The organism is Ruegeria sp. HKCCD7628, assembly GCF_057221005.1.
This window is the reverse complement of sequence record NZ_JBWVBA010000006.1, coordinates 40,832-53,091: the sequence shown is the minus strand read 5'-3', so window position 1 is coordinate 53,091 and position 12,260 is coordinate 40,832. Positions and strand designations below refer to the sequence as shown.

At 57.8% G+C, this 12,260-nt stretch carries 11 protein-coding genes; 5 read left to right on the top strand and 6 right to left on the bottom strand.

Features of this window, described 5'->3' with window-relative positions; all coding sequences use genetic code 11:
• Position 1 precedes the first annotated feature (1 nt).
• From AC2TAD_RS13760 to AC2TAD_RS13735, 6 genes are all read right to left on the bottom strand, one after another.
• Positions 2-766, bottom strand: a complete 765-nt coding sequence (locus AC2TAD_RS13760; protein WP_480868323.1) for an SDR family NAD(P)-dependent oxidoreductase — start codon at positions 764-766, stop codon at positions 2-4.
• Complete coding sequence (locus AC2TAD_RS13755) at positions 766-2,475, bottom strand: IlvD/Edd family dehydratase (protein ID WP_353392030.1); 1,710 nt, start codon at positions 2,473-2,475, stop codon at positions 766-768. The genes AC2TAD_RS13760 and AC2TAD_RS13755 overlap by 1 nt, the downstream gene beginning before the upstream one ends.
• A gap of 13 nt (positions 2,476-2,488) precedes the next feature.
• Positions 2,489-3,829 (bottom strand): alpha-galactosidase, encoded by a 1,341-nt coding sequence (gene melA, locus AC2TAD_RS13750; protein WP_480868321.1) that lies wholly within the window; start codon positions 3,827-3,829, stop codon positions 2,489-2,491.
• A 22-nt stretch (positions 3,830-3,851) separates the two neighbouring features.
• Entirely contained in the window at positions 3,852-4,700 is an 849-nt protein-coding gene (locus AC2TAD_RS13745) for a carbohydrate ABC transporter permease (RefSeq protein WP_170355113.1), read from the bottom strand.
• A 1-nt stretch (position 4,701) separates the two neighbouring features.
• Positions 4,702-5,625 (bottom strand): carbohydrate ABC transporter permease, encoded by a 924-nt coding sequence (locus AC2TAD_RS13740; RefSeq protein WP_480868319.1) that lies wholly within the window; start codon positions 5,623-5,625, stop codon positions 4,702-4,704.
• Positions 5,626-5,721: 96 nt separating this feature from the next.
• Positions 5,722-6,981 (bottom strand): ABC transporter substrate-binding protein, encoded by a 1,260-nt coding sequence (locus tag AC2TAD_RS13735; RefSeq protein WP_480868317.1) that lies wholly within the window; start codon positions 6,979-6,981, stop codon positions 5,722-5,724.
• Positions 6,982-7,120: 139 nt separating this feature from the next.
• Here AC2TAD_RS13735 and AC2TAD_RS13730 point away from each other — a divergent pair, with 139 nt between their 5' ends.
• The 5 genes from AC2TAD_RS13730 to AC2TAD_RS13710 all read left to right on the top strand — a co-directional run bounded on the left by AC2TAD_RS13730 (position 7,121) and on the right by AC2TAD_RS13710 (position 12,253).
• Positions 7,121-7,927 (top strand): IclR family transcriptional regulator, encoded by an 807-nt coding sequence (locus AC2TAD_RS13730; RefSeq protein WP_209196248.1) that lies wholly within the window; start codon positions 7,121-7,123, stop codon positions 7,925-7,927.
• Positions 7,924-8,982 (top strand): ABC transporter ATP-binding protein, encoded by a 1,059-nt coding sequence (locus AC2TAD_RS13725; protein WP_209196247.1) that lies wholly within the window; start codon positions 7,924-7,926, stop codon positions 8,980-8,982. The genes AC2TAD_RS13730 and AC2TAD_RS13725 overlap by 4 nt, the downstream gene beginning before the upstream one ends.
• Before the next feature lie 153 nt (positions 8,983-9,135).
• On the top strand, positions 9,136-10,095 hold the full coding sequence (locus AC2TAD_RS13720) for a dihydrodipicolinate synthase family protein (RefSeq protein ID WP_480868314.1): 960 nt from the start codon (positions 9,136-9,138) through the stop codon (positions 10,093-10,095).
• Complete coding sequence (locus tag AC2TAD_RS13715) at positions 10,086-11,018, top strand: 4-hydroxyproline epimerase (RefSeq protein WP_480868312.1); 933 nt, start codon at positions 10,086-10,088, stop codon at positions 11,016-11,018. Before AC2TAD_RS13720 ends, AC2TAD_RS13715 begins: the two co-directional genes overlap by 10 nt.
• On the top strand, positions 11,015-12,253 hold the full coding sequence (locus AC2TAD_RS13710) for an NAD(P)/FAD-dependent oxidoreductase (protein WP_170754101.1): 1,239 nt from the start codon (positions 11,015-11,017) through the stop codon (positions 12,251-12,253). Before AC2TAD_RS13715 ends, AC2TAD_RS13710 begins: the two co-directional genes overlap by 4 nt.
• Positions 12,254-12,260 lie beyond the last annotated feature (7 nt).

Here is a 12,260-nt window from a genome sequence, read left to right as displayed (position 1 = left end):
GCTACCCCGTTACCACGACGCCGCCATCTACCACCATGCACTGTCCGGTCATGGCGCGGCTGGCGTTTGAGGCCAGAAACAAGGTAGGCGCAATCATGTCTTCGGGGGTCAAGTGCTCCTTGAGGCACTGCCGTTCCATGTGGGCGGCCAGATCGTCGGGCGTGGCCCACATATCCAGCTGTTTTTGCGTCAGAACCCAGCCGGGGGCTAGGGCGTTGACACGGATGTTCTGGGGCCCGAGCTCACGCGCAAGCGACCGGGTCATGCCGGTGATACCGGCATTCGCGGTGGTGTAGATGGGATAGCCCCCATTCCCCATCATGTAGCTGATGGAGCTGAAATTGATGATCGCCCCGCCCGCCGTCATCTGCTGCACGGCCTGCTGGCAGGCAAAGAAATAAGCCTTCAGGTTGACTTCGATCATCCAGTCCCAGAATTCGGGCGTGGTTTCTTCAAGCGAGTGGCGCTTGTCATTGGCAGCGTTGTTGACCAGCACGTTCAGGGGGCCATGTGCCTGGGCGGCCTGTTGCATGGTGGCGTGCAGCAAGTCGATATCGGTCATGTCGCCTTGCAGGAATAAGGGTGCGCGGCCGTACTTGTCGCGCATCTGCTCGACAAATTCGCTGGCGTCTGAGCGTCCGATAAAGGCTACATTGGCCCCTTGAGCCATAAACCCATCGGTCAGGGCTGCACCCACGCCGGACCCACCGCCGGTGATGTAGACCGAGGCCCCGTTCAGGTCGTGGAAGGTGGCGGGTTGGGTCATCAGTGGCTCTCTCGGGTGACAAGGCGGGTGTCTTTGCCCACCAGAAAATCAAGATCCGCGCCCTGATCGGCTTGCAGCACATGGTCGATGTAAAGCCGGGCATAGCCGCGGGTGTAATGCGGATCGTCCGGTTGCCACGCGGCGCGGCGGGCGTCCAGCTCCTTTTCATCCACCAGCAGTTCCAGTTCGCCATTGCTGGCCGATACACGGATGCGGTCACCGGTCTTGACCAACGCCAGCGTGCCGCCCGCCTGCGCCTCGGGGCTGACATGTAGGATGACGGTGCCGAAAGCGGTGCCCGACATGCGCGCGTCCGAGATGCGGATCATGTCGCGCACGCCTTCTTTGACCAACTTGGCCGGGATCGGCATGTTGCCGACCTCGGGCATGCCCGGATAGCCCTTGGGGCCGCAGCCCTTGAGCACCAGAATGGTCTCGGGCGTCACTGGCAGATCATCGCGGTCGATATTGGCCTTCAGGTCTTCGATGCTTTCAAAAACATAGGCTTCGGCTTCGGTTTCCAGCAATTCATCTGTCGCCGCCGAGGGTTTCACGATGGCTCCGTTGGGCGCGAGGTTGCCGCGCAAGACCCGCAGCCCCGCCGCAGGTTTGACCGGATCGTCAAAGGGCCGGATAACATCGGAGTTATAACACTCAGCACCGTCAAAATGGGCCGAGATATCCTTGTTCAGAACCGTTTTCGCTGGCCGCAGGAAGGGTTTGAGTTCGTTCAGCACCACCGGAACACCACCGGCATAGCAGAAATCCTCCATCAGGTATTGCCCCGAGGGCATACAGTTCACCAGCAGCGGGATCTCTGACCCGATTTCAAAATCCTTCAGCGTCAGGTCCACGCCGACGCGACCCGCCAGCGCCAGCAGGTGAACCACCGCGTTGGTCGACCCGCCCACCGCAGCATTGGTCAGGATAGCGTTCTGGAACGCCTCTTTGGTCAGGATATCCGAGGGTTTGAGGTCTTCGTCCACCATCTCGACAATCCGTTTTCCGGTCAGATGCGCCAGCGCCATACGGCGCGCATCAACGGCGGGCAGAGCGGCATTGGTGGGCAGGGACATGCCCATTGCCTCAACCAAGGACGCCATAGTGGAGGCCGTGCCCATGGTCATGCAGACACCCTTACTGCGCGACATGCCGGATTCGGCGTTCATGAAATCCTGCAGGGTCATTTCGCCCGCGCGGACCTCTTCCGAGAACTTCCACACATCCGTGCCCGAGCCGATATCTTTGCCCTTGAACTTGCCGTTCAGCATCGGGCCGGAACTGACCACGATTGACGGCAGATCGACCGAGGCCGCGCCCATCAACTGGCCCGGCGTGGTCTTGTCGCACCCGCCCAGCAGGACAACACCGTCAATGCCATAGGCGCGGATCGATTCCTCGACATCCATGGCCAAAAGGTTGCGAAACAGCATGGCGGTGGGCTTCATCTGGGTCTCGCCCAGCGACATGACCGGGAATTCGACAGGGAAGCCACCTGCCTCCCACACGCCACGCTTTACGCCCTCGGCCAGATCGCGCAGGCCCGAGTTGCAGGGTGTCAGTTCCGACCATGTGTTGCAGATGCCGATAATGGGGCGGCCATCAAAAGCGTGGTCTGGAAAGCCCTGGTTTTTCATCCACGAGCGGTGGATGAACCCGTCCTTGTCCAGCTTTCCATACCAGTGTTCTGATCGGCGTTTCTTGGTCATTTGCGAAGCCCTTTCAAGCGGCTTTGGCGGGCTGGCACCAGTCCGGCAACCAGTCGGAATGCGCGGTCAGCAGATCACTGACCAGATGGCGGATCTGGCGCAGGTCCAGCTCGGCGGCGGTGTGGGGGTCCATCATCGCGGCGTGATAGATGTGTTCGGGGTTCTGGTCGAGCAGCGCGCGGACTGTCAGTTCCTGCACGTTGATCTGGCTGCGCATCAGCGCGATCAGTTGCGGCGGGATGTCGGTCACGACCGAAGGCTGCACACCGTTGCTGTCCACCAGACAGGGGGTTTCGACCGCAGCGCCCAGCGGCAATTGCGGGATTTGGCCCGTGTTGGGCAGGTTGCCGTAAGCGACATAGGGCGTGTCAGTGACAATGGCGTTCATCAGGTCGGCGGCGAATTCATGGCTGCGGGTCACGTCGATATCGCGCCCATCCGTCAGGGTCTTGGCCTGTTCCTGCCAAGCGGCGACCTGCTCCTCGCAGCGGGTGGGATATTCGTCCAGCGGGATCGAGAACTGCTCGATCAGGTCCGGGCGTCCGTCCTTAATGAACCATGGCACATATTCGGCCAGATGTTCAGAACTTTCAGTGCAGAAATACCCCAGATGATCCATCACCTCATACCGCACCTTGTTGGGGCATCGCGGCATCAGCAGCGGTGGCTTCGGAATTTGCCCACTGGCATATCCCTGCCGCAAGGTGGGGTAGAGGTCGCGCCCCTGATGCTCTAGCCGCAGGAAGAAGGCAACGTGGTTCACCCCGGCGACCTTGTAACGGATGTCGTGCTTGGGCAGATCCAGATCATGGGCCAGCTCTTCGACTGTGTTCTGGACCGAATGGCACAGGCCTACATGCTTCAGCGCCGGAAATTGCTCGGCCAAGGCCCAGGTGTTGATGGCCATCGGGTTGACATATTGCAGTAGGGTGGCATTGGGGCACAGCTGCATAATGTCCTGCGCGATGTCCCACAGCACGGGCACGGTGCGCAACCCGCGCATGATGCCGCCTACGCCCAAAGTATCGGCAATGGTCTGGCGCAGGCCGTATTGCTTGGGAATTTCGAAATCCGTCACCGTGCAGGGCTTGTAGCCACCGACCTGAAAGGCGGTGATCACGAAATCTGCGCCCTCCAGCGCCGCACGGCGGTCTGTATGGGTGGTGACACTGGCCCCTGTTCCAACCGATCGGATCATGGCGCGAGCGACGACCTCGCTTTCGGCCAGCCGGTTGGGGTCGATATCCATCAGGGCAAAGTGGCTGTCGGCCAGAGATGGGGTCAGCAGCGCGTCACCCACGATATTTTGCATAAAGATGGTCGAGCCCGCGCCGATAAAGGCAATCTTTACCATGTTGCAAACCTCTGATTTGATGTCATTTCACGGCCCCCAGCGTCAGGCCTGCGATGAAGTGTTTCTGCATCAGGAAGAACATGGCCACAGGCGGCAGGGCGGCGACGATCGAACCCGCGCTCATCAGTTGGTAGGCTGCGCGGAACTGGGCGTTGAAGCTGGTAATGCCCGCCGTGACAGGCTGGCTTTCGGCGCCTTGGGTCAGCACTACGGCCCAGAAATAGTCGTTCCAGATGAAGGTGAAGATTAGCACGCTGAGCGCCGCAATCGCCGGTTTCATCAGTGGCAGGACCACGTACCAGAAGATGCGGACCTCGCTGATGCCTTCAACCCGCGCGGCTTCGATCAACTCGAACGGCAGGGCGCGGATGAAGTTGCGCATGAACAGCGTGCAGAACCCGGTCTGGAACGCGATGTGGAACAGCACCAGCCCGGTTTTAGTGTTATAGAGGCCAAGTTCCAGCGTCAGGTCGCGCACAGGTACCATCAGGATCTGGAAGGGTACGAAATTGCCGGCGACGAATAGAAAGAAAATCCACAGGTTCGAGCGGAACTTGTAGATGCCCAATGCAAAACCGGTCATGCAGCTGAGTGCCACCGCGCCGATCACGGTGGGGATGGTGATCAGGAATGAATTCAGCAGGTAGCGCGGCATGTCGGAATTGAAGAACACCTGCCCATAGTTGACTGCGCCCTCAAAGCTGGAGGGCAGGCCCCAGTAGTTTGCATTGGTGAAGTCTGCCGCCGGTTTGACCGAAAACAGCGCCACCGCCAGCAAGGGCCCCAGCCACAACAGCAGGGCAATGGGCAGCATGGCCTGATAGGTGATCTGGGCCGCGCGGGGTTGTTTTTCTATGGGTTTGGGGAACATGTCAGTGCCCCCTTTCTTCGCGGTACATCGACCACAGGAAATAGGCGATGAAACACAGCATGATCAGGAACAGGATCACGGCGATGGCAGCGCCATATCCCATGCGGAAGCCGTATTCGGACAGGGCGACCTCGAACATGTAATAGGCCAGTACGCGGGACGATCCGAACGGCCCGCCCTGGGTCATGATCGAGATCAGGTCAAAACTGCGCAGCGCGCCGATGATTGTGACGACAAAGGCGATGAAGGTGGCGGGGCGCAGTTGGGGCAGGATGATGTGCCACAGCATCCGCCAGCCTTTTGCACCGTCCAGACGTCCGGCCTCGATCTGTTCGGGGTCCACGGCGTTCAGGCCGGTCAGGTAGAGGATCATGCAATATGCCGTCTGCGGCCAGAGGCCCGCGACGATGATGCCATAGGTCACGAACCGCTCATCCCCCAGCACGTTCAGCGGACCTAGGCCGAAGAAGCCCAGAAACTCGTTCAGAAGGCCGAAGGTTGGGTCGTAGAACCATGTAAAGACCAGCCCCACCACGACCTGAGAGATTACGAAGGGGAAGAAGAACAGAGACTTATACAGGCGAATGCCCGCAACTGTCTGATTCAAAAATAACGCGATGAACAGGCCCGCCGGGATCGAGGCCAGATATAGGATCAGCCAGATCAGGTTGTTCTTGAGCGAGGTATAGAACGCATCCCGGTCGACCCATTCCCAATACAGGTCTTCGTAATTGCGAAACCCCACATATTCCGCCGCGCCCAGCCCGTCCCATTCGTAAAGCGACAGGTTGAAAGACTGAAAGACCGGGATGATCACATAGACCATGAAGAACAGCAGGCCGGGGGCCAGAAACAGCCACGGTGCGATACGCTGTTGGTTTCTATGGAACCAGCTTTCTTGTTCGGGAACGTCGACAGCGGACATTTTGGATCTCGGGGTTTGGTCAATGGAGTAAGGCGGGTTGGCACCCGCCTTAAGCAGGTTCTGGATCAGAGCGGGCTTTGCCCCGCTCTGCCCGGATTAGTTGTCGTAAATACGCTGGCGTGCGCGTTCCAGCTTGGCCAGGATACGGTCAGCGTTGTCTGGCTTGACCATGAATTCCTGGAACCCTTCCATCGATACTTTGGCCATTTCAGCAGGCGCATCACGATCCCAGAACTGGGCAACGCCGCCGGGGCTGTTCGATGACAGCATGCTGAAGCCCTGCTGCAGGAACTTGTCATTGTCCACCGAGGATTTGGCGTTCACCGGCAACTGACCAAGGTTCGAACCGTTGTTGATTTCGGTCTGTTCATCAGCCGAGACCACAAAGCGCAGGAATTCACGTGCGGCTTCTTTGTTCGAAGCATTGGCAGGGATGTGGAACGTGTCGGTCGGCGCGTCCTCGGCCCGTTCAACGTCCGGGTTAATGGCCACGAACTGGTAGAAGTCCAGCTGGTCGTCGGACAGGCCTGCTTCACGCAGCGGCGCTACGGCGAAGTTACCCATCAGATATGCCGCTGCTTCGCCATTGACCATGAAGGGCAGGGCTTCTTGCCAGCTATAGGTCTGGTGATTGTCGATGAACGCACCCATGTCGATCAGCTGTTTCCAGTTGGCGAAGGTCTGTTTGACGCGGTCGTCTTCCCAGCTGATTTCGCCATTGGCGAGCTGGTTGTGAAAATCGAAGCCGTTGGTACGCATGTTCAGATAATCGAACCAGCCACCTGCGGTCCAAAGGAACTTGGTACCGATCGTGTAGCAGGCGCGGCCTGAATCGACGATCTTCTGGCAGTTCGCCAGTTCTTCTTCCCAGGTGGTCGGCTCGGACAGGCCCAACTCATCAAAGATGTCTTTGCGGTAGTAAACGCCCCACTGGTAATAGGTATAGGGCACGCCCCACTGCTTGCCGTCGATGGTCATCGCACCTTTGGTCGAGGCAAGGTTTTCCGCGATCTCAGGCTCCGCCCACAGGTCCGAGACATCTTCGAACAGGCCAGCTTCGACATAGGGTTTCATACGGTTGGCCGCATACCAAGTGGCAACATCAGGCGTGTCAGCCGTCAGGAAGTTGCGGATCTGCGTTTTGTACGCCTCACGGTCGATCACCGTGGTTTCGATTTCCAGTTCGGGGTGCTCGGCTGCGAAACGGTCGATCATCGCTTCCATCGTCGCGCGGGGCGCCGGGTTCGATGTATCGAGGAAGATTCGCAGCTCGCCGGTCAGTTCGGCATATGCCGGAACAGCAAGTGCAACGCTCATGGCCAGCGCGGCCGTTGTGCGCTTGTAAATGGAATGCATGGTTTCCTCCCTTAGCTTCCATATGGTTCCATATTGTGGAACTCAGTTTTATATGTTGAAAACTACACATCGACTCGGTTAGTCTTGTCAAGACCCTCGTGGCCTCGGCCATTGGGTAAGTGGAGGAGAATGCGCGCCCGTGGCTGGTGACGGAACGATAGGTAAAGCTTGTGATGTGCTGGATCAGGTTGCGGCTTTCGCGCGTCCGGTTCGCTTTGGCGAATTGCTTGAACACAGCGATTTCCCAAAGGCCACGCTATATCGGTTTCTCCAATCGCTGACCAATCAGGGTATGTTGTCTTATGACCCCGACAGACAGACCTATGCGCCGGGGCTGCGTCTGGTGCGTCTGGCCCACGCAGCGTGGACCCAAAGCTCGCTCGCGCCGATTGCCCGGCCATTTTTGGACGCTCTTAGCCGTGAAACCGGGGAAACTGTTCATTTGGCGCAGCTGGATTCCGGTCAGGTTCTGTACGTAGACAAAAGAAACGCGACGCAGCCGGTCGAAATGTATTCGCAAGCGGGGAAGGTGGGTCCTGCCTATTGTACGGGTGTCGGCAAGGCAATGATGGCACATTTGGAGCCTGACCAACTGGCCAAAGCTCTTTCACAGCAGAGCTTTCACCGCTTTACAGACAAGACGCTCGCTTCCGAGCAGCTATTGCGTGCTGATTTGGTTGCGATCCGAGAGCGCGGATATGCTGTGGACGACGAAGAGCATGAGCCCGGCATTATCTGCGTTGCCTGCCCGGTCTTGACAGAAGGGGGGCGCATGCTGGGGGCGATCTCGATCACCGGGTCAACTGAGCGGATGAGTTTTGCCCAGCTACAAGCTTGGGTGCCTCGGGTCCGCCGTGTGGCCGATCAGATCGGAGCTGAGGCGCAATCATGGCGGTTCCCGGAAACCCGCCCAAACGGAAATAGCGACAGGATGCAAGGGACATGACAGGGGTCACTCTGAACGGTGCGATCAAGCGATATGGCGAGACGCAGGTTATTCATGGAATCGATCTGCAGATCGAAGACGGAGAGTTTTGTGTTTTCGTTGGCCCTTCAGGGTGCGGTAAGTCCACACTGCTGCGGATGATTGCTGGACTTGAGGAAACCACCGAAGGCGAAATCCACATCGGCGCAAGAGATGTGACACATCTGGACCCAGCCAAGCGTGGCGTTGCGATGGTGTTCCAGACTTACGCACTCTATCCGCACATGACTGTGGCCGAGAATATGGGGTTCGGTCTGCGCATGAACGGCGTGGCGAAAGCCGAGATAAACCAAAAAGTTCAAGAGGCTTCAGCTATTCTGAAGTTGGATCAATACCTGAAACGGAAACCAAAGGCCTTGTCCGGCGGTCAGCGTCAGCGTGTTGCCATTGGCAGGGCCATTGTACGCGGCCCCGACGTGTTCCTGTTCGACGAGCCGTTGTCGAACCTTGACGCCGAATTGCGGGTCGAAATGCGGGTTGAGATCGCGCGCCTTCACAATGAAATCGGCGCAACCATGATATATGTGACCCACGATCAGGTCGAGGCGATGACTATGGCCGACAAGATCGTTGTTTTGCGAGATGGTCGAATCGAACAGGTCGGTGCTCCGATGGATTTGTACCGCGACCCGGACAACAGATTCGTTGCCGGGTTCATTGGTTCGCCAGCGATGAACTTTTTGGAATGTGACGTGGTTGATGGCCGTGTAACGCACCCCGCGTTCAATCATCCTGTACCGGTGACGTCTTCTGTCCCCGCAAATGCGACGAAAGTGACATTGGGGATACGGCCTGAGCACCTTCTGGTCGATCGTACAGGTGATACCTGCACCGTGGACCTGACCGAAGCGCTTGGCGGTGTCAGCTATTCTTATCTGTTGACCGCAAATGGCGACAAGCTGATCATCGAAGAGCGTGACGATGAACGCAGCAAGCAAGGCGCACGAATCGGAATCTCGTTCTCGGCCGAGCGGGCGATGTTGTTTGACAACGAAACAGGCGAACGGCTGCGATAGTGTTTGTAGATTTTGGGCTAGAAGGGCGTCGTGCATTGAGTTCGACGCCTTTTTAGTCATTTGAGTGTGGATTTTGTATCCAATATCCGATAACGCAGAGAAAAGCAGCGCATGCGCTGCGTTCTCAAACTTGTGTTTTCGAAGGATTGTCCGATGGCCACCAACGTTTTTACCGGCACTATGCCCGCGCTCATGACCCCATGCACAGCGGATCGCCAGCCGGATTTTGACGCTTTGGTTCGCAAAGGACGTCAGATGATCGACGCAGGCATGTCGGCGGTTGTCTATTGCGGCTCGATGGGGGATTGGCCGCTGTTGACTGATGCCCAACGCATGGAAGGGGTAGAGCGTCTGATCGCTGCCGGTCTGCCCGTCGTTGTCGGCACCGGGGCAATCAACACCAAGTCCGCTGTTGCCCATGCCGCCCACGCTCAAAAAGTCGGAGCTGTGGGGCTGATGGTGATCCCACGTGTTCTGTCCCGTGGTAGCTCTCCGACTGCGCAGAAGAACCACTTTAAGGCGATTCTGAATGCCGCACCCGACGTGCCCGCGATTATTTACAATAGTCCCTATTATGGGTTCGCAACGCGCGCTGACTTGTTCTTTGCTTTGCGCATGGAACATCCCAACCTGATCGGTTTCAAAGAGTTCGGGGGCAAGGATGACCTTCGATATGCGGCTGAGAACATCACCAGCCAAGACGATCAAGTCACGCTGATGGTAGGGGTTGATACCGAGGTTTACCACGGTTTTGTCAATTGCGGTGCCACCGGCTCGATCACCGGGATTGGGACTGCATTGCCGCGCGAAGCGCTATTGCTGGCCGCGTTGTCTAAAAAGGCAGCCAAAGGCCACGCGGAAGCCCGTCAACGCGCACAAGAGTTGACCGAAGCCATTCATGTATTGTCCAGCTTTGACGAAGGGCCGGATCTGGTGCTCTACTACAAACACCTACTGGTTCTGAACGGGGAAGCGGAATATCGTCTGCACTTCAACGAAACAGATGAACTGACAGATGCACAACGCAACTATTGCGAACAGCAATACGCGCTGTTCGGTGCATGGTTCGCAAACTGGTCGAAACAGGGTGGAGTGATCGCTGAATGCATGTGATCGACAGCCATACCGGCGGGGAGCCCACGCGGGTCATCCTTGACGGCGCGCCGGATCTGGGGACTGGTCCATTGGCTGACCGTGCACGGAGGTTGGAGTCCGATCACAGAGAGTTCTACCGCTCCGTCCTTCTTGAACCTCGTGGACAACCGGCAATGGTCGGTGCTTTGTTGGTTGAACCGGTCGACCCGACCTGCGTGACTGGTGTGATCTATTTCGACGTGGATGCAGTGTTGGGCATGTGTGGCCACGGCACAATCGGGCTGGCGGTTACACTGGCTCATCTGGGTCGCATTGATGTCGGAGAGCACCGAATTGAAACTCCTGCAGGTGTAGTGGCGGTTACTCTGCATGACGAAAACACTGTGACAGTCAGAAATATCGAAAGCCGACGGGTCCATAGTGACGTGACAATAAGCGTACCGGGCCACGGTGAAATCGTGGGCGACGTTGCCTACGGGGGCAATTGGTTCTTTATCGTTGATCCCAGCCCGATCCCCGTAACGTCTGACAGAATTCGCGCGTTGACCGATCTGACTGTTGCCATCCGCAAGGCGTCGATCGCTCAGGGCATCGGGGGCGAAAAGGGCGAGCTGATTGATCATGTCATCCTTCAGGACACGCCAATCGACCCGGACCTTCACAGCCGCAACTTTGTGCTGTGCCCGGACGACAATCATGACCGTTCGCCTTGCGGGACGGGATGCTCGGCCCTGTTGGCTTGTATGGCGGCAGATGGTGCTTTGGTCCCAGGCGAGGAAATCGTTCAACAAAGCATTATTGGTAGCACGTATCGCCTGTCGTATCAGCCTGGCCACGAAGGTGGAGTTATCCCTTCGATTACCGGGCAGGCTCATATAATGGCTCAGGCCAATTTGATTTTTGCCGCAGCTGATCCGTTCCGCAACGGCATTCAGTTATGACTCAGCAAGTTGTTGTCATTGGGGCCGGAGTCATCGGCATCACAACCGCGCTGGAGTTACAGCGCCGGGGACACTCGGTGCTGGTGCTGGACAAAGACGGAGTCGCCGCGCAAACCTCGGCCGGAAATGCCGGGGCTTTTGCCTTCCCCGAGGTCGAACCGCTGGCGACTCCAGGCATCATGCGCAAAGCGCCGAAATGGTTGCTGGACCCACTGGGCCCGTTGTCGATACCTCCAGCCTATGCGTTCAAGATTGCACCTTGGATGTATCGCTTTTGGCGAGCTAGCCAGCCGTCGCGCTATACGGATTTGTTGGGCGCGCAGTCGAACCTTATGAAGATTTCCAGCGCCGCTCTGGAGCGACTGATCCCTTCTGTCAATGGCGAAGAGATGATGCAGCGCGATGGGCAACTGCAATTGTATGAGTCCCAGACCGAATATCGCGCCAGCCTGCCAACCTGGGATCTTAGACGCGCGCACGGAATCGAATTTGAACTGCTTGAGACACCCGAGGCGATCGCCGAGAAACAGCCGGGACTTAGTCGACGGTTCACCCATGCTGGTTTCACCCCAAACTGGCTTAACGTGATCGACCCAAAGCAGTGGGTCGACCATTTGGCCAAATCGTTTCGTGAAAGGCAGGGGCGGATCGAAACGCGCAATATTCGCGCGTTGACTCCGTTAGAACATGGTGTGCGGATAACCGTTGACGACGGGACACTGGACGCAACAAAAGTTGTTGTGGCTGCGGGTGCCTGGTCGCATCATCTGGCGCAAACACTGGGCGACCATATCCCGCTAGAAACCGAGCGCGGCTACAACACAACCTTGCCACCCGGCGCTTTCGATCTGCGGATGCATCTGACCTTTTCAAGACATGGGTTTGTCGCCAGCCGCATCAACGGCGGCGTGCGCATTGGTGGTGCGGTTGAATTGGGTGGGCTGACTTTGCCTCCTAATTTCAAGCGCGCCGACACGCTGCTGAACAAAGCGACTCAATTTCTGCCGGGGTTGAACACGGCGGGGGGAACGCAATGGATGGGCTTCAGGCCATCCCTGCCGGATAGTATCCCGGTCATTGGGGCGGCTGCGCACGCACCTGATGTCATCTACGCCTTTGGGCACGGGCATCTGGGGCTAACTCAATCGGCGGGTACGGCTGAACTTGTAGCAGGGCTGGTCGACGGCGATGAACTGCCCATCCCGATGACGCCTTACGCGGCTACTCGATTTTAGAGAGGTC